Below are 22,581 nucleotides of genomic sequence, written 5' to 3' on the forward strand. Positions count from 1 at the left end.
TAGAGAGACTAGGCCGTTAGCCTGATTCAGTAACTGTCGATGTCTACGACGGGCTATGACGCTCTCTTCCGAGATACTGTGCGATCGCTATCGGCGTCGCAATTTTATAACCTTGAAACAATAAAAAGGTAAAGGATTCAAAATTATTCCCTTTACCCTTCCCTTTATTAATACCTACTTTCTTTCTGGATGTGCTACATCCTCTAGTGAAGGAGTACCCATCTGGTTAATTGTGGCAATCATCTGATACAAGCGCCCCAAGTCGCGTTGATTAAAGTACAAAATGAGCCGGGGTAGTCCAACAGTTTCATCTTGTGCTTCTTGAGGTAATGCTTGACTTTTTTCAATCCGTCCTTGAATAATAATATGGCTAAAATCAGCATTGAGTTGCTCTACCTGAGCGTCTGATATATCTGTCTTGAGGCGGATGACTAATTTATTGCCAACATATCGACAGGAGTGATAAACCTGGTAAAAACGAGTAATCACATCACAAGCCACATCTAAGTTGTCTGTCACCGTGTAAAGGCTGGGGTCTTCAGGACTGATAAGACCATTTTGTACTAGTTGCTTATCAATATATTCGCTCCAAGAGCGCCAGTAATCGCCACCAGGGCGATCGATTAAAACTAGAGGTACTGGGCCAAATTTACCATTTTGGGTTAATGTCATGCATTCAAAAGCTTCATCTTGAGTGCCAAAGCCTCCAGGAAACAAGGCTATAGCATCACTTTCTTTGAGGAGAAACAGCTTGCGGGTAAAGAAATATTTGAAGTTAATTAGCTTGGGATCGCCTTCTATAAACGGGTTCGCTAGCTGTTCAAAGGGTAACTGAATGTTTAATCCAAAAGAATTTTCTCGCCCAGCACCTTCGTGACCCGCCTGCATAATCCCACCGCCACCGCCAGTCATCACCATAAATCCTAATTGAGAAACAGCACGAGCAAACTTAAGGGCCATTTGGTACTCTGGCGTATTTGGCGCTAGACGAGCAGAACCGAAGACGGTGATTTTGCGAACGTGTCGATAATTATAAAAAAGCTGGAAACCGCGCTCCATATCTACTAGAGCAGCGGACAATATTTTCCAATCCAGCCGCTCAATTTCGGTATCAGCTAGACGAACAATAGTAGCAAGTGCTTGCTGTATAAGTTGCCGATTTTTTAATGTCGGTAAACGAGCGATCAATTCAGCGATATCCGCCTGTAAAGACTCTGATGTGTCAAACGACGCAGATGAGGTCATGAGAACTGCCGCAACAATGGCATTATATTTTACGTGAACTACTCACACTCTAGCAAGCGGAATATAGCCTTCTGATGTACAGTTAACACACTCACAACTGGCTTTGAGGTAGTATTGCTCATTACTCAAGCTCAGATAGCCATCTTTTGAGATTGGAAGTAGGAAGATGGTGTTCAGAACTCGGAAGGTAGTGTTCGGAACTCAAAAGGTGGTGTTCGGAACTCGGAAGGTGGTGTTCGGAACTCGGAAGGTGGTGTTCGGAACTCGGAAGATGGTGTTCGGAACTCGGAAGATGGTGTTCGGAACTCGGAAAATGGTGTTCAGAACTCGGAAGATGGTGTTCAGAACTCGGAAGATGGTGTTCAAACCTAACAATTTTAAAGCTTTTGGCTCTAACTTCTTGTGGGGTGGGCGTCTCGCCCGCCCGTAATGACCAAAGGCGGGCAAGATGCCCACCCTATAAGATTGGATAATTTATTTGTTGGAAATGTTGGAAATTCCTAAATTATTCTCCTTTGCTCACACCTCTTCTTAACTCAGCCCCAACTGTTGTTTTAAAGCTTCTGGCACATTCCTTGCTGTATCCAGCCCTTTGACATCATCCCATTTTGTATTTTTATTCCATCTAATATCTCCAAAAAATTCATCGCTGAGGTTTGCGCGGCTGAGGTTTGCGCGGCTGAGGTCTGCGCGGCTGAGGTTTGCTCCGCTGAGGTTTGCGCCGCTGAGGTCTGCGCCGCTGAGATTTGCACGGCTGAGGTCTGCACGGCTGAGGTCTGCACGGCTGAGGTTTGCGCCGCTGAGATTTGCACGGCTGAGATTTGCACGGCTGAGATTTGCACGGCTGAGATTTGCACGGCTGAGATTTGCACGGCTGAGGTTTGCGTCACTGAGATTTGCGCGGCTGAGGTTTGCGTCACCGAGATTTGCGCGGCTGAGGTTTGCGTTGCTGAGGAATCGCCTAACTACACTATTAAAAGTTCTAAACTGAATGCAATCACTGTAGTTAATGATGCGAAGCAGTTGGTCTGTCCAAGAATTTTCTTTTAGTTGACCAGATGGATAAAAGACAATTTCTTGTTTGAGGTCATCTCGCCTTTTAGCATAACGGTGCAACTCCAAAAGCAAAATCATCACATTCAACCCAGCATAAATATCCACCTGACGCTGACCTAGCACTTGAATTCTATACTTTTGCAACTGTCGCAGCTTTTTCTGGGGGAAAGTCTCTTCCGCAGAGTCGATAAATTTACCCTTACACCAGTTACCGTAAAACTTTTCTAAGCGTTTAAATAACTGCTCCCAAGGGAAATCTTGATTTTCAGTCAGCAACCCCATCAAATATTCCACAATTTCTGGTGTGAGTCCGCCAAAACCCAGCAAATCATAAATTTGCCAATTCATTTGGGCTTCGGGAATAACTAGTTGTCTTCCGTCTTCTGCTTCATAGTATTGTGTCCAAGATTTCAGGCGTGCTTTCAAGCGTTCAGCAAAGAGAAATTCGCCAAAACTCTTATGAAAAAACTCAACCCCACCTTCTTGTTTATCAGCAGGACGAATGTAAAAAGCAGCTAAAGCTGTCTTGAGAGCTTCGTTACCCAGTTTTTCTTTAGCTTTTTCAATTAAGGCTTTTGCTGTTTCGTCATTTTGTAACCGTGCCTCTAGCATTGACATGGAAGCAAATTCGCCTCCCGACTGCACAACACAAACAGCCGCTTCTGTGAGAATACGTTTTAAATCTTCGGGTTTATGTTGGGTTAACTCAATATTTAAATTAGTCCCATCTGCCTTGGAACGCTGTTTTGTCAGTACCCAGTTTAAAGCTTCCTGGTAAATTACAATTTTGGCTGTCCGCTGGCTTGCTTGCTCTAATTTATCAATTGCCAATTTCCTATCTCGATACATTGCTGCTAACAAATAAAGTAAAAGCGGCTCTTGGGCTAACTTTTTCACCTCAGATGGACATTTATCACCTTGTACAAACTGCCCAAAGGCTGTGGTTTTTCCTTTATTAGCTGGTAATTCTTCCCACTTCTCTAACCATTTTTGTTGGAGTTGTACATCCATTTCGACAATTTCCACCCGCTCTAAATTGCGGGGCAAGTAAGGGATACCTTGTAAAGACATCGACCTACCAGTGATTAACACCCGATGTCCCATTTCACGGTAATTTTTGCACTCATCCTGAAATCCAGAGACTTGTTTGATAAATTTTTCTAGATTGACGTCGGTTCTAGCCTCAATATGCAATTCATCAAACCCATCAAGGATAAACAAGAAACGGGTATTTTTATTCGCAAACCATTTTTCCTAATTTTGAATAAAACTAATTTTCAGTTCTGCTTCTAAAGTGTTTTCTAAACGGGATTCAAAGGAGTCTAGATCCCGTAAGCGAATCAAAATTGGTGTCCAAATGGGATGCAAATGCTGCCGCACCCAATCAGAAAACATCCGACAGAAGACACTTTTACCTCTTCCTGGGCCTGCTTGAACAAACATCACTTGTTCTAGGTTATTTGGATTTAGGAGAATTTCCTTAGCCCATGTTTCTAAATCTAAGGAGTTTACTTTTTCATCTATCTCCCCATTGTTATCTACAGGTTTGGCTTTTAAAGGTACGTAAATATCTTTAAATGAGAAGCTTTCGTCAAAAACTAAGTCTAAAGGCTTGCTAGCAATATGAGTTTTTAGGTATTCATCAATGCTAGAGAACTTTTGCTGTTCTTTCTGCCAGTCTCCAAAGGAAGGTTGAATTATATTTTTGATAGCATCGCCTGATCCAATCCAGGCTTTAATTATGTAGCGGTGAGTATTCCAAGCTACTCGTTGAGTCAAAATATGAGCATTAGCATTGGGAATGTTTGTTGCTGCTAACCGCGTCAAGAATACTTGATTAAATGCTTTCGCTAATTCTGATTCGTGGAAACAGGCTACAGCATTGCTGGCACTTTCATAATCTAATTCAATCTCATTGAGTTTTTGTAGTTGTTTGGTTAGTGCTTTATTAATATTGGGGTTAGCATCACAGTTAATAGATGGACATAAGGATAAAATTTCTTTGACACTTTCCAAATAAGCAACTTGACTAACTATAAATACGCAGTCTTCTAGAGAAGGATCTTGCTTAGTTATGTCGCGGGAAAACTTCAGCAAGGCTATTCCCAGTGGCACGAATGGCAAACCCGCACCCACTACCTGCGCTAAGGGTGAACACAACACATCTAGCAGTGAAGATGAATTTTGTAACAGAGGTTTCAAGAGTTCTACGCTGGCACCTTGTTCTTGAAAGGTTTTTGCGGCTTCTAAAACTGCCTTGCCAGTCTCAACTGTGGTGTTTAGACCCTCTCCTACTGAGAACGATTGCCGAAACTGCTGCCAGATTTGCGATAAACGCTTGTTCATTCGCTCAGACTCGTATAATTACTGCTTATTTAAAGTCTAATTTACATTTGTGTGCTGAGGTGCAGCTTGTTGTCACTAGCTACGTTGATCACCCAGTTGGCAAAATGATTGAGACTGGCGATAGAGGCGGAAAATTCGCTGAAGTGATTCTTAAGCCAGTTGTAACAGTGAAAGACTGTAAAGATCCAGCGATCGCTAAACAGTTACATGAAAAGGCGCATCACCTGTGTTTTATTGCCAACTCAATGAACTTTCCTGTACGTTGTGAACCATCATTTGAAGCTGGCACACAACCTAACTGAATTCTAGTAATAAATTTACCATAGCCGTTGGTTTCGACTTCTCTGCCAGACGCTACGCGAACGCTCAACCAACTGAGTGGTCGAGAGTTGAGCGACTTGTGCCGAGCGGAGCCGAGGTAAGTCGAAACTCGTTAACAGAAGGTTGGGCTACTGATCGACATGCCAAGCTTGTGGCATTGGCTACACGTCGGGCAGCGAAGTTCTACAAGGCATTGGGCTATGAAGAGTCTGCAACCTACTGGCGAAAGCTACTTTGAACGACGTGCAGCAGCTTGCCGTAAGCTACCGCCGAGGCGCAGAGAAGCCAGTGCGTTGGGCGGGTTCCCCGACTTGAAGCAACTGGCGCGACACAGAGGAAGAGAAAAGGCGATCGCATCGAGTTAGTAATTAGACATTTGCTGTTTCTGAGTTGATCATTCAAGCTAATATACTCATCTTTTGAGATTGAAACTCGGAAGATGGTGTTCAAAACTCGAAAGATAGTGTTCAGAACTCGAAAGATGCTGTTCAGAACTCGAAAGATAGTGTTTAGAACTCGGAAGATGCTGTTCGGAACTCGAAAGATGCTGTTCGGAACTCGAAAGATAGTGTTTAGAACTCGGAAGATAGTGTTTAGAACTCGGAAGATAGTGTTTAGAACTCGGAAGATGCTGTTCAAAACTCGAAAGATGCTGTTCAAAACTCGAAAGATGCTGTTCAAAACTCGAAAGATGCTGTTCAGAACTTAGCTTTTCCCCTTCCCCTGATCTCAATTCAATCCCAGTTCTTCCTTCAACGCCTCCGGCACATTAACTGCTGTCTCTAATCCCCGCACATCTTCCCACTGCTGCTTTTTACCCCAGGTCATTTTTTCCATATTAGCGTCGCTGAGGTCAGCACCACCCAGAATGGCATAACTGAGATTACTGTGGCTGAGATCCGCGCCGTTGAGGATAGCACCACTGAGGTTACTGCCACTGAGGTTAGCACTGTTAAGGTTGGCATAGCTGAAGTCTGTGCCGAAAAGGATAGCGTCGGTGAGGTCGGCACCACTGAGGTCAGCGTCGCTGAGAATCACCCCACTGAGGTCGGCGTCGTTGAGAGTTACCCGACTCAAGTCTACACCGCTAAGGTCTGCGCCTAAGAACATTGCCCCGTTGAGTCTGGCGTTGTTAAGCTTGGCACCGTTAAGTTTAGCGTAGCTAAGGTCTGCGGCAACAAGGATGGCATCGCTGAGGTTGGTACTGAAAAGAATTGTGTCACTGAGGTTAGTACCGTTGAGGATGGCGTGACTCAAATCTGCACCACTGAGGTCGGCGCGACAGAGGTCGGCATGGTTAAGGTTGGTGCTACTAAGGTTAGCTTCACTTAGATTCGCACCGAAAAGGATGGCGTTGCTGAGGTTAGCATGGCTAAGGTTAGTGCTGCTGAGGTCGGCGCGGTTGAGGTCGGCGTGGCTGAGGTCGGCGCGGCTGAGGTTGGTGCTGCTAAGGTCGGCACGGTTGAGGTCGGCGCGGCTAAGGTTGGCACAGCTAAGGTTAGCACCGCTGAGGTTGGTGCTGCTGAGGTCGGTACCACTGAGGTTAGCACCAGTGAGGTTGGCACTGCTGAGATTGGCATCACCGAGGTTAGCACCGCTAAGGTTGGCACCGCTGAAGTTTACCCCAGTTAAGTTGGCATCGCCCAGGTAAGCACGGCTGAGGTCGGCACCCCTAAAGTCTGCCCCAGTCAGGTTGGCATCGCCCAGGTAAGCACTCCGAAAGTTGCCGCCTTTGAGGAATTGCCCAACTATACTGCTAAAATTACCAATTTCTAGGGCATCACTATAGTTGATGATCCGCAGCAGTTGGGATGTGAAAAAATTGTCTGTGTCTGGTTGAGCAGATGGATAGAAGGTGATTTTTTGTTTGAGTTCATCTCGCTCTTGGGCGTAGCGGTGTAACTCTAACAGTAAAATCAGTACGTTCAGCCCTGTATATATATCTACCTGTCTCAGCCCGATCGCAATATTTTGTGTTGCCAACTTTAATCTTGTTTTCTGAGGCAGGTTATCATCTGGTGTCCCATCGATAAATTCTCCCTGACACCAGCGACGATAAAAATCTTCTAGCCGCCAGAAAAGTAGTTCTAGGCGAATTTTTTTACCTGTTACCAGTAATTCCATGAGTTCGTTGACTATTTCTGATTTCAGCGCTCCATTGCCCAGTAAATCATAAATCTCTTCATGCATCTGGCGATCGCCTACTCTCAAACAGAACTCTGATGGTAGCGGGACCGATGTCTGATCACCTATCTTAGAAGTCAAACCGCTCTTTGATATTGTCCATTTTTTTAAGCTTTCTTGCAGTCTTTGAAAGCATAAATCTGACTGCAAATTATCTTGAGCAAATTTAACGCTTTTGTCTGGTTCTTTAATGCTTTTTCTTAGAGGTAAAACTGCTTCGGTTTCCACAGATGTGGTCTTTGGCATCTCTTGTAAACTTATATCCCTCACATAATTTCTCAGCAGTTGCCAGACTTGAGATAAATATGTTGACATTTCTGTGTCCGTTGTTACATTTAAATTACTGTTTTGAGAATTCTGAACTAAAAATTTTTCTGTGCTAGTTTGCTTTTCATTGTCAAAAATTAATAGTATCAATAAATACTACATGAAAAATCTCATGCGTTGGCGATATCTACGATGGGCTACACTGACAGCGTTCCTGGAGGGCGGCTTATCGCTAACCCGTAGTAACCTCAAGCTTCTTCTCCTGATGCAAATAAAGGAGCATCGGAAAAATTCTTTCAAAAATCAAGTAATTTCCCAAATTTGGTTAATTTGTTAGATTTTTTTTCCCAATATTTACTAGTCTGATGTAAAAATAATACTTCCTGTTTGTGAGAGATGCAATTGTTAGGAAAAATCTTTCAGTATAACAGTGTAACAAAGCCGAAAAATTGCAACTAAAATTGAAGTCTAAAGTTTACTGCTTGATATAAAGCAACTGAGACAATTGCCAAAAAGCTGGCTACATAGCTTTGCAAAAGTTAAAAAGTAACTACGGTATAGTTATCGGGGGATTGATGCGATGAACAGATTAACCTTTTATATGATTTTGTTACATGGTTTGTTTTTAGGAATAGTAACGGCTAGCGCCAAGTCACCATCTGTGAATGTTGATACAGAATTGTCAGCCACCCATAAGACTGTGCGGGTTTTAGAAGCCGTCGTTACAGCCAGAAGTACAGAGAAATCTAATAGTCAGTTAACCACAGAAACTTCTTCAACTAAAATCTCAGCCTTATCGCTAAAGAATATCAATATCTCCCAGAAACAGAGGCTACCGTCAGGGCAAGTTTGGGTAGTTAATCAAAATAAACACGTACAGCCTCAACCGTTTATTTGGGTAGTAAAAGACCTTAAAAAAGCAGCACAGCAACCATTTTTGCAAGTTGCAAAACCCCCAGATAAACCGAATTCAAAGCCTAATCCTAGTGCCAAACCAGCAGCAAAGGATGATTTAGAGCCGTTTGCTGAAGTAATCAAAGGCACCCAAAAGTCAGGGGGACTGTTTACCCTTTATCGCAATAAAGAAAAGAATAAAATTTATCTAGAAATTAAGCCAGAGCAACTCAATAAAAATTACCTAGCTACAGCAACCCTGGAATCAGGGATTGGCGAACGGGGTATTTACAGCGGTATGCCTTTACAAGATTTTTTGTTTTATTTCCAACGGGTGGATGATAAATTAAACTTTGTCATCCGCAATGTCAATTTTCGCACTCGTGAGGGAGATCCTCAAGTGCGATCGCTGGTGCGATCGTTTAGTGACTCTGTTCTTTACACCATTTCCATTAAAAGCATTCATCCACAACGCAAAACTCTTCTCATCGACTTGGGCGATTTATTACTGACAGACTTAGGTGGATTATCTGCAAGTTTAGGAGTCCCAGCAACCACAGACCAGTCCTATTTTGGTACTGCTAAAGCTTTTCCCCAAAACTTAGAAATTGAGTCAGTTTTGAATTTCTCTGGTGGCGCTGGCCACGAGAGTGAAGTACCAAGCTTTGCATCATTACCTGACAACCGTGGCTTTACCCTACGCGTCCACTATAGTCTCTCTTTACTACCTGATAAAGATTATCGACCGCGCCTTGCTGACGATCGCATCGGCTATTTTATCACCGCCTACCAAGATTTATCCAAAGATGATCGCGGCGATTCTTTTGTCCGCTACATCAATCGCTGGAACTTAGAAAAACAAGACCCAAAAGCAGTAATTTCTCGCCCCAAAAAACCGATTGTCTTCTGGATTGATAACGCTGTGCCTTTAGAGTACCGCGATGCGATGAAAGAAGGTGTCCTGATGTGGAACAAAGCCTTTCTCAAGGCGGGATTCAAAGATGCAATTGAAGTCCGCCAAATGCCCGATGACGCCACATGGGACCCAGCAGATATTCGTTACAACACGATTCGCTGGATTAACACAGTCGATGGTTATTTTGCAATGGGGCCATCCCGCGTTAACCCATTGACTGGGGAAATTTTGGATGCAGACATTCTCGTAGATGCCAGCTTTGTGCGGGTACTCAAGAATGAGTATCGCAAAATCGTCCAACCTAGCCAAACACAAAACCAGACTACTCTATCAGCTTTGATGCAAAATCGTCTACTTTGCGCCAATGGTTTAGATGCCAAAAACAATGGTGTCCCTCAGCAGATGCAAGGGCAACAGGGGTTGTTGAGTAGTTTATCGAAAATGGCAGGCGAATACGATTTATGCTACGGGATGGAAGCTGCTAACCAGTTCGCCTTTGGTTCACTGGCAATGTCACTACTGCCAGATACCATGGCCACTCCAGACCAGGTGAAAGAATATATCAATCAATATTTACGTTTAATCATCGCTCACGAAGTTGGACATACTCTTGGTTTACGCCATAACTTCCGTGGTAGTACCCTGCTACCACCACAGGAGATGAATAATACGGAAATTACCAAAACTAAAGGTCTGACAAGTTCCGTAATGGACTACATTCCCCCAAATATTGCTCCTCAAGGTACAAAGCAGGGAGATTATTTTCCCAGTATGGTGGGGCCTTATGATGAATGGGCGATTAAGTACGGCTACATACCAATTCAAACATCAACTCCCATAGCGGAAAAGCCAATTTTGGAGCAAATTGCTGCACAATCCTACAAGCCAGAGTTGAGTTATTCCACAGATGAAGATGTGTATGACCTTGACCCAACTGCCGATGCTTGGGATAACAGCAGCAATGTACTGCTTTATTCTCAGTGGCAGTTGAATAATTCGCGGGTGATGTGGGAACGTCTCGATCAGCGTTACCCAATGGCTGGTGATAGTTATAGCGATGTGAGCGAACGTTTTAGCACAGTATTGGGTAACTATTTCCAGCAAATATTTTACACGACAAAATATATCGGCGGACAGTCTTTTTATCGCATTCACCCTAGCGAAATCCCCTCTGGAGTTAGCCAACACCGATTACCATTTGAACCAATACCAGTTGAAGAACAACGGCAGGCTTTAGAAACGCTGCAAAAGTACGTGTTTGCAGAAGATGCCCTGAGTTTTTCACCAGAATTACTGAATAAATTAGCACCTTCCCGTTGGCGACATTGGGGTGCTTCTCCCCAAGTTGGTCGTTTGGATTTTCCAATTCATGACTTGGTGCAACTCATTCAGGGTTCTGTGTTGCGAGATTTACTCTCAGGCGATCGCCTCTCTCGCCTCAAGGATATTGAACTCAAAACGAAGCCAGAAAATGCACTAACTCTGCCAGAACTATTTGAAACTTTGCAGTCAGGTATCTGGACAGAAGTAATCAAACCAAAAGATAAACCAATGAAGATTTCTAGTTTGCGGCGAGGCTTGCAGCGGCAATATCTGGATATTTTAACTGGTATGGTGTTGCGAAAAGAATCTGTTCCAGAAGATGCTCGGACTCTGGCTTGGTATAAACTCAAACAGCTTGATGAGAAACTCAAGGGGGTTAATTCCGAGGATGAATACACCAAAGCGCACTTACTAGAAACGCGTGATCGCATTGAGAAAGTCTTGAATGCGCCGTTGCAAGGGAATTAAAAAGTTAGGAGTTAATAGTAAAATTCATAACTCCTCTTCTTCCATGATTTTGGCAAAATATATTTATAATGCCCATACAGACTGAGAAAACAGTTTATATCAGCTAGAGATAAATTTCACACGCCTTATATCCGGCAGTATACAGATTATGCTGTGAGTTAAAGGCTTGTTGCCTAAGTCCGATTAAATTTACAATTGAGGTGGGATAGATACAGGCAGGAAAAGCTAATGACATTGCAAAACTTGCAAAAACAGGTGCTACAATTATCGACTAGTGAACGTTGGCAATTAGTCCAAACCTTGCTGGAATCCTTACAGCATGAAGCCCGCCCATTACAAGATAAAGGGAACTTGTCCCGATTGCGGGGGATTGCAAAAGATTCAGATGCGTCAGGTAATGAAGATATTGCAGGAGAATATATTACCTATCTTACTGAAAAGTATCAGTAATGCGAGTTTTGATTGATACTAATATCGTTCTTGATTTTTTGCAAGAGCGGGAGCCTTTTGTGCAGGATGCAGCAAGGCTGTTTGAGAGGATTGATGCTGGTGAGGTTCAAGGATTTATTGCAGCAACAACAATCACTAATATATATTATGTTGTTCGCAGAGCCGCAGGTGTGAAAGTTGCTCAAGACGCCATCATTCAAGTTCTAACAGACTTACACATTTGTCCCGTTGACCGCACTATCTTAGAACAGGCGATCGCATTAAATTTCCGAGATTTTGAGGATGCGGTGCAGTTATGCCTGTGGAATGACACATGGGGTAGATGCAGTTATAACTCGTTATGTCCCTGGTTTTGTAGATGTTCTGATTCCAGTGATGTCACCTAAAGAATTAGATCGGATATTAGCCAGTGAATAAATACGCAGAAATAGAGTTGATGCTGCTCACTCATGACAACGTATCCTAAGCGCAGATCATTCGCTCCACGTGTATCGCACCCTTGAGAAACTCTACGCGATACACATCTGGATTGCTCAATTTTTCCCATTCAGCATAACCAATGAGATCATCAAAATGCTTCAGGATCAGCGCCATTAAATTGCCATGCGTCACGATCGCAATTGTGCTTGCTTCTTGCTGCAATACTTCATCAATTACGGCGATCCCACGCGCCATAGCATCACGACTTGACTCACCACCATCTAGATATAAATCAAGATTGGTAAATGATTCAGCCAATCGCTCACGCCAATCATCAAGTGGTGTTGCACACAGCACACGCTCGGTAAGTCGGTTATCAATTTCGATTGAGAGGCTCAAACGTTCAGCGAGGGGAGCAATTGACTGATATGCTCTCATAAATGGACTAGAAATAACCCGCTCGATCCCACAACTGAATAATAAATCAGCAAGAGCGATCGCTTGGAAATGACCCTCTGATGTAAGAGGTGCGTTAGGTTCCTGTGCAACTGCTTTGCAATGTCGCACAATATACAGGGTTTTCAGCATCAAGTTTCTGTTTTAAAAATAAAAAACTCAAGATGAGGCAGCAGATGATCAAGTTTCCTACTGCTACCTCTGCTTTCTCCTAACTACTCAACGCTTTTAAAAACCGTTGCAAACTCTTAAACACACTGGGCTTTTTCGCGGGTGCCGCATCTGTTGTTGTTTGCGGTTGTCCCTTCATGAGGATGAGATCCAACTCATCACCCGATGGTTTGGTAGGTAATTCGGCAATTCTTTGATATTCGCCGTTGGTTTCCAGCCAAACTTCCCACTGTCCTGGGTAGCAACGACGTAGGGCACTTTCATCGTCTACAGGGCGGAGGTAATAGGCGGATTCAATCGTACTGATAAAACGATCGCGGATTTTTCTAGCTGCATAACCGATGCCCACAGTTCCAGAATCTTCTAGGCGGGGATTTAACAAGACTAAAGGGCGATCGCCTATTACTTCACATAACTTTTCCAACTGCGGCACTTCTACGGAAGTGGGGGCAATGAATAAGAAAATTTCATCCTCTGGTTGAATTTTTGTCTGCAAGGAAGCAGCCCTACCTGTACCAATATCCAAAATTTGAAATGGTGCATCAGCCCAATTGCGGCGGGCTAGGGCCGCAGCACCAGCGTCAGCAAAGAAAATCTTCAAACGGGAATCATATTCTGTAAACACGGGCAGAAATTGTTCCGCCACGGGCATAAACTTGAGTTCTGGGAACAGAAACTCAACTTGTATGCGAGTACAACCATCTGCAAGGGCAGCTTGGACGGCTGTCTGAGATTGGGCGATCGCATCTTCAAGAGTATTTGGAAGTTCACTCATAGTTTATATGTAACTCTAGCATTACTTCCATTGTTTCAGTATTAGCTCTGATTTTGGCGTTGCTAAATTTTAATATGAATCATTTGCTCTTGATATGGGAACCTTAAAAATGAAGTATTGATATCAAGGTCTTTGATGAAACCTGTTTTGCGTAAAGGTAAATTAACAACATGGAAGGATGACAAGGGTTTTGGCTTCATCCGCTCCAGTGATGGCACTCAAGACGTTTTTCTTCATATCACTGCACTCAAAGAAACAAATCATCATCCACAAGTTGGTAATCTGATTTGCTATCAGCTAACGGTTGGTAAAGACGGCAGAATTCATGCTTGCAACGCCTTCATTCAGGGAGTTGTATCTAAACCTCTGCCGAGAGCCTCATCTTCTGGAATCGATAAAGAAATATTCAAACCTAAAGCAAAATCTTCTTTAATGTTCGAGGTATTGCTCTTATCTTTATTACCAAGTTTAGGAGCAATGCAAAATGCATTGACTACTTTCAACCCAATTCCTCTGATTCTCTATCCTGTAATGAGTTTTCTTACCTTTACACTGTATGCAGATGATAAATATCGGGCAAAGCAGGGGCGTTGGAGAGTACCAGAAAAGACATTACATTTGTGTGAATTCATGGGTGGATGGTTGGGGGGATTTATGGCCCAACGAAGATTACGTCACAAAAGTAGCAAGGTTTCATACCAAGTCGTATTTTGGGTAATAGTAGCTATTCATATTATATTTTGGTTGGATTGGCTTTTCTTTGGGAAAAGACTAGTGGGTTTATTTCTGGGCAGTGTTTTTAGAGGATAGCAGAGATCCCTTGCAAAACAAACTGCTCAGTCGAGATTCCCTGACTGCTTGCTCATTTATTATATCTGCTGTTGAAGTTGAGGAGGAAAGTTCATAGGAGTAAACACAAAGATGCTTCACATCCCAATTGAAGAAGTGCGATCACATAGAAGACATACTCAAAATTTTACCTATTGGTAAAAGACTCGTTTAAGGCTTTTAGCGACGGTGACATAGAGCGCCGCTCAGATAAAACCGAGATATTTTGATACGCGATACCCAAGCCAAATTCCCACAAAGCCACCAATGACGCCCAAGAATATCGAGGTGAACGATAGCAAACTTCCACCCCACAATGCAGGGATGTAACTGCCAATCGTAGAGCCAATAAACATCCCAATTCCAATGATGGTTTTACTCATTCAAAAAAAGCCTCAAAAGTAATCAAAATAAGTCATGCTTGAATTCCTTTATGACTCAAAATATTACTTTTTGGGAAAAAACTCCTTTAACCCTTTTGGCGGCGTTGCTGATTAGATGTATGAATCTTTTTGTAGAGACGCAAAATCATTGTGGTAAAAATGTAAACGCCACCGACACTTGCCTTTCCCGTTAGGAGACGCTGCACGTAGCTTGTTTAAGAGTAGGGGTACAAGCGGGGCCAGCAACGCAATGTCATGACACATAGCCTATTCACAACTACTCAACCCAGTTTTCTAATAGAAGCGTAGGAATACGAGAAAACTCTCGCACATTATTGGTGACGAGGGTAACTCCTAAACTCAGCGCATGAGAAGCAATCAGTATATCCATTGCACCAATAATAAGTCCTCTACTTTCTAGATTGCTTCTGATACTGCCGTAAATTGTCACAGATGCTTGATTGAATTCGACAATTTCTAGAGGTAGCAGAAATTGCAGCAGGGCGGTGCGGTTTTTCTGTTACTGTTGGCTTTTAGCAACTCCATACTCGAGTTCGGCAACGGTGATGGAGGAGATACCGACATCAGAAATGCTAAGGGTTTGGAATTTATCCAGTACTTTTTGGGGTTTTTGCTTGATGAGGTAAATGCAGATATTGGTATCAAGCAGGTATTGCATTTAGAAGTTCTCTCTGGTGTCAAGGAGTGGCTGATCTATAGAATTCATGAAGTCATCGGAGAAATTGTCTAGACTATCGATGAGGGATTGCCAGGGGTTATCTTTGGCAATGAGGACAATGGCGTTACCAATTTTTTTGATATAAACTTCAGTACCAGTGAGTTGAAAGTCTTCGGGCAAAATAACGATTTGGTGAGTGCCATCAGTGGTGAGTTTGGCAGTGTTCATGGTGTTATTGTCCTGAAATTAGCTAATATTTCTGGTCTGGTTAGCATGAAATTTGATAAATGCAACTCTGAAATTTGCTTGAGTAGCTCATTGTTAAACTGAATCTATGGAAATCCTAGCAGTCCTGCCGAGGAATATGATGGTTACGAAAGGATCAATATGGTAAAGGCGATCGCCTATGGCCAGTTATTTCTTGCAAAAAGCGATCGGAAACTGCATAAATATCGCACTTACTCAGGAACTTGCACGAAATTGGCGATCGCACTTCTTCGTTATAATCTAAATCACTAAAGATACTTCTCCACCCGACGTTCTTCTAGCATGGACTCCACCTGTTCATCAGTCGGCGCTGGCTGATCGGTCTTCAATAAACCTTTCATCTGCTTGATAATGCGTGATCGTTCAGGTGGTTGGGTTGGAACATCTTGTAAGGATTCAATGATCGCACGGACAAGTTCAAGGCGATCGCTCACTGGCAGTTGACGGGCTTGCTCTTTAAGCTCTTGCAGGGACATAGAAAACACTCCGACAAATGCTGTATCTAAATTTTAGTATCAGCGATCAACAATTAGTTAGTATTTTGTAGCCTAGTCGTGCATGAAGTCCTGTTTCTTTTCTATTTCAATTTTTTCCCATAACGATTGAATACGTTGCTCTACGTATTGCTTATGTTGGAGAAAAGCTACACTATTGAAAAGTGGAAGCAGTGACTCTAAATACTCAACGCGCTTCTGATGTACTGGAACCCAACTTCCTACACAACTCCAAGAGCTAGGTTCTAGGCGAAGTTTTTCAAAGTCCTCGAACTTTTTGTTATACCTTATAAAAAACTCAACAAATAAACGTCTTCTTTTATACGAGAAGTCTGTAATTATGTCAAATATAAACTGGATAAACGGAATGTCATCACATCGAAATTCTAGTAATCTCATTAGGATATGATCTTGCCGCTTCCACAAAGTTTCATTATCTTGTGCATCTGCACTGAGAATGAAGAATTTGTCAATTCTAATTGTTCCTAAGACAAGCTGATTCTGATTATAAACATATTCAATTATCTGTCTCATCAATTGCTCATAGTTGTCGGATCGCCAAAGGAAGGAATAGTCTCGTGTATCATCAAAATGATATAACTGAGCTTTCTGCTGGTAAATCCAATCCATGTATTCAAGGATGAATTCTGGAGCACGTTTTAGGATATAAGCAAAGTATCGTCCATTCTCATCTATATACAAGTCATTTTTTAGAGCTTGAAGATAAGCTTTTTTCAGCAAATTTAATTGATTATCAAAAAGGTCAAGTAAAACTGTACTGACTTCGTATCTCTCAAACAAGGATGATATGATTTCGACGGTCTGTTTCTTGCTGAATCTCAAGGCATTGCTCAAAGAATTGTTTGTAGTCTTCCAAGTTGTAGTTTACAAAGAAGTCTTGAATTCGTTGTTGCCTCAGTTGCTGATATTCTTCATATCCTAGATTTAGATATTGTCTCTCTAATTGATCAGAAATAATAACTTCAGAGATTGCATAGGTTTTATTCGTAAAGAGAACGCGCAAATTTTCACACAATAGACATCTCCAGAAATTAGCCATTAGTTTAAGCCAAATAAGAGTTTTATGATCATTTTCGGAGATTTCTAATTTATGACCCTCTAATTTATCTAAGTAGCTTTGAACTATCAGGCAATTAAAATAGCTACTCCCATCCAGATATGACTCAATAAAAGGAAGCACCTCAGATGAATCTTGGATAATTATTTCATTTACTGAGACACTGTAGCCTGACGTACTATATTTGTGAAGAAGAGTAAGTACATCTTTTTTAAGAAGAGGTAGTTGATAAAGTTGGAATACCCTGTACCAAATTTTTTGTCTGAGTTCAACCAGTTCTGGCGTTGGTGGTAAGGTGAAGTTAAAGATGTTTATCCCTTTGCCTTTCATCCTACTAGTGCTGAAGTCGGTGTAAAGATAATATTCAGCCACCACGATAAACAGCTTTGAAAAAATTATGTCTTCACCATCTTTAACCCTTTCCCACAGTACATCAATTATTATCTGCTGGATAGCAAATCCATAACAATAGGATTCGTGATCAAACCCAAATCGTTCGGTAAGAAGGTAAAGCGCTTGCGATATTTCGGTCGGTCGTTTTGTGACATACTCCAAAATAAGCTCTAATGCCATTTGAAGATTATTCTCATTTGAATGGTTGAATAACCCTAGTGTGCTGAGGATAGAAGGTGATGAAATATTAGAATTAGGCTCAATTTTAAATTTAGAGAGGTCTGCTAATTCCGGTTCCATTGCGGAAATGCAGTTATGAATATATACAAGGATGTCTGTTTGCTTAAGGAACCAGAACACCTGTATGAAGTACATCAGATTTTTTTCGTCTCCTGCATTTTGATATGTTTGCCATGCTTGATTAACGTGTGGACGCATTACATCTATGATTCTTTCACTATCAAAAGTATTCATAACAGGATTGAGAGCGTCAACAATTCGATACTGAAGCTGAGGGAAAAAGTAATTTAGGAGAGTAGCAAAATTGAGTAATTTTTCCTTAAAGAAGGCAAGGTAAAAAAGATAGGTAGCCAGAACTTGATCAGAGACTCGCACGATCTCATTCTCGTACATATCGAGCAATTCATGATCATGTAGCTGGCGAACAGCTTTCCAAAAAACTTCTTGGCTAATACCGAATGCTGTCTCCATTTCTTCTATCATCTTTTCATTTGAACGATCTACCGTCCTAAAAAATGCAACAATACCAGCAGCTTTCAAGAGGTTTTCATCACCGAGTTCTTGCAAATCTTTTTGGATTGAAGAATAATACTCGTCGTAAAGATTAGATACGTTATTAATACTGTCAAGTCTATTTTCTTGTTTTGCTAACAGTGCAGCCATGATTGCAAGACGAGGATTGCCTTGTGCAATGTCGGCAATTCTATTGAGATAGAGGGAATTAATAATTTCGTACTCATCCTGAAGTATTTGCTTTATCTGATTTTCATCCAAAGAGTTTAGCTCTATCTCAGTCCGATTTTTATAGGAATGCGCTAATTCTTTAACTTTTTCAAAGGCATAATCTCGAACAGTAGCAATGACCTTGATTTGTTGATCTTCGCGTTGGTCATGAAGGATTTGAATGAAGTACTCAAATGAGTTGACTCGATTCGCATCATCTACAAAAATGAGGTGACAGCCCGGTTCTGAAAAATAGACACGGAGATCCTCAAAAATATCTGCTCCTCGAAGAAAAATACATCTAACCTGATATTCAGGGTGACTTACTAAAAACTGATTGCAACATTCGAGTGTCAATCGAGATTTACCAATGCCTGCTTTGCCAAACACAATAACAAGATTACTGTTATTCAATCCTTGCAATACTTGCTCTAACTTTTCCTCTCTAAAGTGAAAAGCTATATTAAGAGGAGTAGCACCTGCTTTTTTATCGTAAGCCTTAACAAATTCGGCAATATCAATAATTTGCCCTGTATCTACCTCAACTCCAAGGAAATCTCTTGCAATGCCTGGATACTTTTGGTAGAGATCATGAGAGATAGGCCCAATACCAAAGATATTGAGGTTGACTCCTCGTTTCTGGCATTCCTCCCTCAATAAGTTTTCCTCAGATGGGGAAAGCATAGAAGTGTGACATAAAACTATCTCTTGGATTTTTTCAACAGATATTCCAGTTTTTACCTCATCAAAACATTTGTCGAGGTCTTTTTTAAACTTATTAGCAACCCCTTCTTTTTGTGTTGTGTATTCTGCAAAGATATACTTTCCATTAGGTAGTACTACTAATGTATCAGGTGTTCCCTGTCTAACTTTGTCAGCACCAATTACAGATCCAAGGGGATTGATCGGGTCGTATCCTCTCTTGTAGAGGTAAGCATCTGCAAGCTTTTGGAATGCTCCACCATCCAGTTGCAGCAGTTCGTTTTCGATCTGGTTAATTTTTGACATATAACTTTACACGGTTTAAATCCTAGTAGCGTTGCCAATAATTTAACGCTTAACTAAAGATAAATCCGGTGTCAACCTTTGCAAAACTTGCTTCAATACCATCGCCGTCCAATCTATATCAGCTTCAGTCGTATCACGCCCCAATGTGATACGAATTCCCCCCAAGGCAGCTTTTTCGGAATAACCCATCGCTAAAAGTATCGGGCTAGGGCTAAGTTTACCACTGTGACAGGCAGCACCAGCACTGATGCCGATGCCAGCAAGGTTTAGCTGTCGTACCAAGGCTTTACCGCTGAATTTTTCGCCATCGGCGTGTTCTAGGCACATACTGACATGGTGAGGTAAACGATCGCAGCCATCCCCTGTAGCAATTAAACCAGGAATCTCAGCTAATTGGGCAAAGGCGCGATCGCGTAACTCAATCAACCGTGGTGTTTCTGTAGCCAATTCTTCTGCTGCTAATTCTGCTGCTACACCAAACCCCGCAATTATCGGTACTGCTTGCGTACCAGAACGCAGTCCCATTTCTTGCCCACCACCACCCATTAAGGGCATCAATTCCACACCAGGACGCACATATAGCGCCCCTGCACCTTGGGGGCCATATATTTTATGACTGGAAAGACTAAGTAAGTCTACTGGGAGTTGTTGCACATCTATGGGTAAGCGTCCCGCAGCTTGCACCGCATCTGTATGGAACAGAGCACCATGCGATCGCACAATCTTACCCAGTTCTGCGATCGGTTGCACAGTACCTACTTCACTTTGACCATAAATTACGGAAACTAAGACTGTGTTATGTTGCAATGCCGCCTTTAGATCCAGGGGATTGATTCTGCCTTTAACATCTACAGACAAGCGCGTAACTTCCCAACCCCACATTTCTAACAACCGTACTGTCTCAGAAATTGCGGAATGCTCGACGCTGGAGATAATTATATGTTGAGGAACAGCATACAACCGAGCCACGCCCATAATTGCTAGATTATTTGCCTCAGTGCCGCCAGAGGTAAAGATTATGGATGCCGGATCGACAGCGTTAATTAAACCAGCAACTTGGACTCTGGCTTGTTCCACAACGGTTGCAGCCCGTTGTCCCCACTCATGTAAGCTGGAAGGATTGCCCCACTGTTGGGTGAGGACTGTTTGCATAACTGCGATCGCTTCTTTTCGAGTGGGAGTGGTGGCGCTGTAATCTAGATAAATTTGCATATAACTGAATAATCGTGAGGACACACGTTGGTAGTAGGCTGCTGATCTTTTCAGAATATACAGTTTTAGTGGACAAATCCTGAAAAATTCTTTGTAATTCTACCTCTAGGAGTGGATTTTTCCCTTTGCTTGGAAAGCTATTTATCTACTTAATTCAAAACATCAAATTTTGGGAATGATAAATATATCCACTCCCAATCCATTTTTAACAGATTACAGTGCAACTTATCTCTAGACAAAGATATTTTTTATATATCTTTTTACTGATATTTCCCCTCGCTGCTTGTCAACGAGTCGAGTCCTCCAATCAGCGTCCAGCACCCTTACCACAAGACCCATTAGTTCAAGTTTACTTTAACCATTCTGAGTCTTCAGAATACAAAGAACCTTACCGTCAGCAAACTCGCCTGGGGGATGATTTAGAAAAACAAATTGTCAATGCTATTACGCACGCTAAATCTACAGTAGATGTGGCGGTGCAAGAATTACGTTTACCCAAAGTTGCCCAAGCACTGGTTGATAGACAAAAAGCTGGGGTAAAAGTCAGGATAATTTTAGAAAATACTTATAGCCGACCTTGGAGTAATTTAACATCTGCTGAAGTAGGTAAGTTAAATAAAAGAGAACAGGAACGCTATCACGAATTTCGCAAATTTATCGATATTAACCAAGATAATCAACTTAGTCCAGCAGAGATTAATCAAAGAGATGCTTTGATAATTTTGCATAATGCCAAAATTCCCTGGATAGATGATCAAGCAGATGGTTCAGCAGGTAGTAGTTTGATGCATCACAAATTTGTGATTGTGGACAATCGCATTGTAATTATTACTTCAGCGAATTTTACTTTAAGTGATACTTATGGGGATTTTACAAATTCAAACTCTTTAGGCAATGCTAATAACTTGTTGCAGATTGACAGCCCAGAATTAGCATCTTTATTTACAGAAGAGTTTAACGTTATGTGGGGAGATGGGCCAGGAGGTAAACCAGATAGTCGATTCGGTTTGCAAAAACCGATGCGATCGCCTAAACAAATTACATTAAATCAAACCATAATTACTGTGCAATTTTCGCCTACTTCTCCAACTCAACCCTGGAATAACAGTAGTAATGGTTTAATTGGTAAAACTTTAGATTCAGCAACTCAATCTGTTGATATGGCGTTATTTGTCCTTTCCGATCAACGTCTTGCCAATATCTTAGAAAATCGCCATCAACAAAGTGTCCAAATTCGCGCTTTAATTGAACCACAATTTGCCTATCGTCCCTACAGCGAAGCATTGGATATGATGGGGGTTGCTCTCAGTAACAAATGTAAATACGAAGTTGATAACCATCCTTGGCAAAATCCAATTACCACCGTAGGCGTACCTGTATTACCCAAAGGCGATTTATTGCATCACAAATTTGGTGTGATTGATAGCCAAACAGTAATTACAGGTTCTCATAATTGGTCAGACGCTGCCAATAATGGTAACGATGAGACACTTGTAGTGATTAAAAATCCCATAGTTGCTGCTCATTATGTGCGAGAATTTGCTCGTCTTTATGCCAAAGTTAAACCCGGATTACCACCAGCAATTCAAGAAAAAATTAAATTAGAACAAACACGGTGTCCGCAGATAAAAACTTCTACATCAAGTGAACTACAAGCAATTAAACAAATAAATATCAACACTGCAAGTATGGAAGAATTAGCAACTCTCCCTGGTGTGGGTAAGAAGTTAGGACAACGGATAATTCTTAGCCGTCAACAGCAAAAATTTACATCTTTACAAGACTTAGAAAGAGTTCCAGGAGTTAGTGCTAAGACATTGGAAAAATGGCGCGAGCGAGTTACTTGGTAGCAGTCTTTATTTAACGTGAGTTCAATAAACCTCTCCTTGCCTTGAACTAAAGTTCAAGTCTGTACCTCTGAGACTCAGAGAGAGACAGATTTTGCGTAGTAAAACCTCTTAGAGGTCTTTTGATTTGACTAACA

The 22,581-nt window shown here is 41.9% G+C and carries 21 protein-coding genes and 1 pseudogene; 9 read left to right on the top strand and 13 right to left on the bottom strand.

Annotation, left to right across the window (positions count from 1 at the left end; genetic code table 11):
* Positions 1 to 174: 174 nt before the first annotated feature.
* Positions 175 to 1,245: an LOG family protein gene (locus V7K49_RS28930; protein WP_335208690.1), complete on the bottom strand. Its 1,071-nt coding sequence runs from the start codon at positions 1,243 to 1,245 to the stop codon at positions 175 to 177.
* A 166-nt stretch (positions 1,246 to 1,411) separates the two neighbouring features.
* Between V7K49_RS28930 and V7K49_RS34810 the strand changes: the two genes are divergently transcribed.
* Positions 1,412 to 1,675, top strand: a complete 264-nt coding sequence (locus V7K49_RS34810; protein ID WP_442948703.1) for a hypothetical protein — start codon at positions 1,412 to 1,414, stop codon at positions 1,673 to 1,675.
* Positions 1,676 to 1,776: 101 nt separating this feature from the next.
* On the opposite strand, the gene V7K49_RS28935 is transcribed toward V7K49_RS34810, so the two are convergent.
* On the bottom strand, positions 1,777 to 3,522 hold the full coding sequence (locus V7K49_RS28935) for a pentapeptide repeat-containing protein (RefSeq protein WP_335208692.1): 1,746 nt from the start codon (positions 3,520 to 3,522) through the stop codon (positions 1,777 to 1,779).
* A 33-nt stretch (positions 3,523 to 3,555) separates the two neighbouring features.
* A complete protein-coding gene (locus V7K49_RS28940) occupies positions 3,556 to 4,647 on the bottom strand; it encodes a hypothetical protein (RefSeq protein WP_335208693.1) in 1,092 nt (363 codons plus the stop codon).
* A 59-nt stretch (positions 4,648 to 4,706) separates the two neighbouring features.
* Between V7K49_RS28940 and V7K49_RS28945 the strand changes: the two genes are divergently transcribed.
* Complete coding sequence (locus tag V7K49_RS28945) at positions 4,707 to 4,949, top strand: OsmC family protein (protein ID WP_335208694.1); 243 nt, start codon at positions 4,707 to 4,709, stop codon at positions 4,947 to 4,949.
* A gap of 219 nt (positions 4,950 to 5,168) precedes the next feature.
* Positions 5,169 to 5,333, top strand: coding sequence for a hypothetical protein (locus V7K49_RS28950; protein WP_335208695.1), 165 nt, complete (start codon positions 5,169 to 5,171; stop codon positions 5,331 to 5,333).
* A gap of 364 nt (positions 5,334 to 5,697) precedes the next feature.
* On the opposite strand, the gene V7K49_RS28955 is transcribed toward V7K49_RS28950, so the two are convergent.
* Positions 5,698 to 7,467 carry a pentapeptide repeat-containing protein gene (locus V7K49_RS28955; RefSeq protein ID WP_335208696.1) on the bottom strand — a complete coding sequence of 590 codons (1,770 nt, stop codon included), beginning with the start codon at positions 7,465 to 7,467 and terminating at the stop codon, positions 5,698 to 5,700.
* 532 nt (positions 7,468 to 7,999) lie between these two features.
* Here V7K49_RS28955 and V7K49_RS28960 point away from each other — a divergent pair.
* From V7K49_RS28960 to V7K49_RS28970, 3 genes are all read left to right on the top strand, one after another.
* On the top strand, positions 8,000 to 11,020 hold the full coding sequence (locus V7K49_RS28960) for a zinc-dependent metalloprotease (RefSeq protein ID WP_334873805.1): 3,021 nt from the start codon (positions 8,000 to 8,002) through the stop codon (positions 11,018 to 11,020).
* Positions 11,021 to 11,248: 228 nt separating this feature from the next.
* Positions 11,249 to 11,470, top strand: a complete 222-nt coding sequence (locus V7K49_RS28965) for a hypothetical protein (RefSeq protein WP_335067511.1) — start codon at positions 11,249 to 11,251, stop codon at positions 11,468 to 11,470.
* Positions 11,470 to 11,856 (top strand): type II toxin-antitoxin system VapC family toxin, encoded by a 387-nt coding sequence (locus V7K49_RS28970; protein ID WP_335208697.1) that lies wholly within the window; start codon positions 11,470 to 11,472, stop codon positions 11,854 to 11,856. The genes V7K49_RS28965 and V7K49_RS28970 overlap by 1 nt, the downstream gene beginning before the upstream one ends.
* Before the next feature lie 76 nt (positions 11,857 to 11,932).
* Here V7K49_RS28970 and V7K49_RS28975 read toward each other — a convergent pair whose 3' ends face one another.
* Entirely contained in the window at positions 11,933 to 12,478 is a 546-nt protein-coding gene (locus tag V7K49_RS28975; protein WP_335208698.1) for a histidine phosphatase family protein, read from the bottom strand.
* A 79-nt stretch (positions 12,479 to 12,557) separates the two neighbouring features.
* Positions 12,558 to 13,292 (bottom strand): DUF1995 family protein, encoded by a 735-nt coding sequence (locus tag V7K49_RS28980; protein ID WP_334873798.1) that lies wholly within the window; start codon positions 13,290 to 13,292, stop codon positions 12,558 to 12,560.
* Between the two features lie 135 nt (positions 13,293 to 13,427).
* Between V7K49_RS28980 and V7K49_RS28985 the strand changes: the two genes are divergently transcribed.
* Positions 13,428 to 14,102 carry a cold shock and DUF1294 domain-containing protein gene (locus V7K49_RS28985; RefSeq protein ID WP_335208699.1) on the top strand — a complete coding sequence of 225 codons (675 nt, stop codon included), beginning with the start codon at positions 13,428 to 13,430 and terminating at the stop codon, positions 14,100 to 14,102.
* 224 nt (positions 14,103 to 14,326) lie between these two features.
* Here V7K49_RS28985 and V7K49_RS28990 read toward each other — a convergent pair whose 3' ends face one another.
* From V7K49_RS28990 to V7K49_RS29000, 3 genes and pseudogenes are all read right to left on the bottom strand, one after another.
* Positions 14,327 to 14,503: a hypothetical protein gene (locus V7K49_RS28990; protein WP_334873794.1), complete on the bottom strand. Its 177-nt coding sequence runs from the start codon at positions 14,501 to 14,503 to the stop codon at positions 14,327 to 14,329.
* Between the two features lie 277 nt (positions 14,504 to 14,780).
* Positions 14,781 to 15,182 (bottom strand): annotated as a pseudogene (gene vapC / locus V7K49_RS28995) (type II toxin-antitoxin system tRNA(fMet)-specific endonuclease VapC).
* A complete protein-coding gene (locus V7K49_RS29000; RefSeq protein ID WP_334873793.1) occupies positions 15,183 to 15,410 on the bottom strand; it encodes an antitoxin in 228 nt (75 codons plus the stop codon).
* A 159-nt stretch (positions 15,411 to 15,569) separates the two neighbouring features.
* Between V7K49_RS29000 and V7K49_RS29005 the strand changes: the two genes are divergently transcribed.
* On the top strand, positions 15,570 to 15,701 hold the full coding sequence (locus tag V7K49_RS29005; RefSeq protein ID WP_335208700.1) for a hypothetical protein: 132 nt from the start codon (positions 15,570 to 15,572) through the stop codon (positions 15,699 to 15,701).
* On the opposite strand, the gene V7K49_RS29010 is transcribed toward V7K49_RS29005, so the two are convergent.
* The 4 genes from V7K49_RS29010 to V7K49_RS29025 all read right to left on the bottom strand — a co-directional run bounded on the left by V7K49_RS29010 (position 15,698) and on the right by V7K49_RS29025 (position 20,597).
* The gene (locus tag V7K49_RS29010) at positions 15,698 to 15,925 is read right to left on the bottom strand and encodes a hypothetical protein (protein WP_335208701.1); all 228 of its coding nucleotides are present in this window, start codon (positions 15,923 to 15,925) and stop codon (positions 15,698 to 15,700) included. The genes V7K49_RS29005 and V7K49_RS29010 overlap by 4 nt on opposite strands.
* A gap of 72 nt (positions 15,926 to 15,997) precedes the next feature.
* The gene (locus tag V7K49_RS29015) at positions 15,998 to 16,744 is read right to left on the bottom strand and encodes a hypothetical protein (RefSeq protein WP_335208782.1); all 747 of its coding nucleotides are present in this window, start codon (positions 16,742 to 16,744) and stop codon (positions 15,998 to 16,000) included.
* A complete protein-coding gene (locus V7K49_RS29020; protein WP_335208702.1) occupies positions 16,737 to 19,385 on the bottom strand; it encodes a hypothetical protein in 2,649 nt (882 codons plus the stop codon). The genes V7K49_RS29015 and V7K49_RS29020 overlap by 8 nt, the downstream gene beginning before the upstream one ends.
* Before the next feature lie 42 nt (positions 19,386 to 19,427).
* Positions 19,428 to 20,597, bottom strand: coding sequence for a cysteine desulfurase family protein (locus V7K49_RS29025; protein WP_335208703.1), 1,170 nt, complete (start codon positions 20,595 to 20,597; stop codon positions 19,428 to 19,430).
* 218 nt (positions 20,598 to 20,815) lie between these two features.
* On the opposite strand from V7K49_RS29025, the gene V7K49_RS29030 reads away from it, so the two are divergent.
* Complete coding sequence (locus V7K49_RS29030; RefSeq protein WP_335208704.1) at positions 20,816 to 22,447, top strand: DUF655 domain-containing protein; 1,632 nt, start codon at positions 20,816 to 20,818, stop codon at positions 22,445 to 22,447.
* The last annotated feature ends 134 nt before the right edge of the window (positions 22,448 to 22,581 follow it).

Source organism: Nostoc sp. (genome assembly GCF_036919675.1).
Classification (GTDB): Bacteria; Cyanobacteriota; Cyanobacteriia; order Cyanobacteriales; family Nostocaceae; genus Nostoc.

Coding starts and splice junctions, on each gene's coding strand:
- V7K49_RS28930 (WP_335208690.1), bottom strand. CDS start 1,245: ATGACCTCATCTGCGTCGTTTGACACATCAGAGTCTTTACAGGCGGAT.
- V7K49_RS34810 (WP_442948703.1), top strand. CDS start 1,412: ATGGTGTTCAGAACTCGGAAGGTAGTGTTCGGAACTCAAAAGGTGGTG.
- V7K49_RS28940 (WP_335208693.1), bottom strand. CDS start 4,647: ATGAACAAGCGTTTATCGCAAATCTGGCAGCAGTTTCGGCAATCGTTC.
- V7K49_RS28950 (WP_335208695.1), top strand. CDS start 5,169: ATGAAGAGTCTGCAACCTACTGGCGAAAGCTACTTTGAACGACGTGCA.
- V7K49_RS28955 (WP_335208696.1), bottom strand. CDS start 7,467: ATGTCAACATATTTATCTCAAGTCTGGCAACTGCTGAGAAATTATGTG.
- V7K49_RS28960 (WP_334873805.1), top strand. CDS start 8,000: ATGAACAGATTAACCTTTTATATGATTTTGTTACATGGTTTGTTTTTA.
- V7K49_RS28965 (WP_335067511.1), top strand. CDS start 11,249: ATGACATTGCAAAACTTGCAAAAACAGGTGCTACAATTATCGACTAGT.
- V7K49_RS28970 (WP_335208697.1), top strand. CDS start 11,470: ATGCGAGTTTTGATTGATACTAATATCGTTCTTGATTTTTTGCAAGAG.
- V7K49_RS28975 (WP_335208698.1), bottom strand. CDS start 12,478: ATGCTGAAAACCCTGTATATTGTGCGACATTGCAAAGCAGTTGCACAG.
- V7K49_RS28980 (WP_334873798.1), bottom strand. CDS start 13,292: ATGAGTGAACTTCCAAATACTCTTGAAGATGCGATCGCCCAATCTCAG.
- V7K49_RS28985 (WP_335208699.1), top strand. CDS start 13,428: ATGAAACCTGTTTTGCGTAAAGGTAAATTAACAACATGGAAGGATGAC.
- V7K49_RS28990 (WP_334873794.1), bottom strand. CDS start 14,503: ATGAGTAAAACCATCATTGGAATTGGGATGTTTATTGGCTCTACGATT.
- V7K49_RS29000 (WP_334873793.1), bottom strand. CDS start 15,410: ATGAACACTGCCAAACTCACCACTGATGGCACTCACCAAATCGTTATT.
- V7K49_RS29005 (WP_335208700.1), top strand. CDS start 15,570: ATGGTAAAGGCGATCGCCTATGGCCAGTTATTTCTTGCAAAAAGCGAT.
- V7K49_RS29010 (WP_335208701.1), bottom strand. CDS start 15,925: ATGTCCCTGCAAGAGCTTAAAGAGCAAGCCCGTCAACTGCCAGTGAGC.
- V7K49_RS29020 (WP_335208702.1), bottom strand. CDS start 19,385: ATGTCAAAAATTAACCAGATCGAAAACGAACTGCTGCAACTGGATGGT.
- V7K49_RS29025 (WP_335208703.1), bottom strand. CDS start 20,597: ATGCAAATTTATCTAGATTACAGCGCCACCACTCCCACTCGAAAAGAA.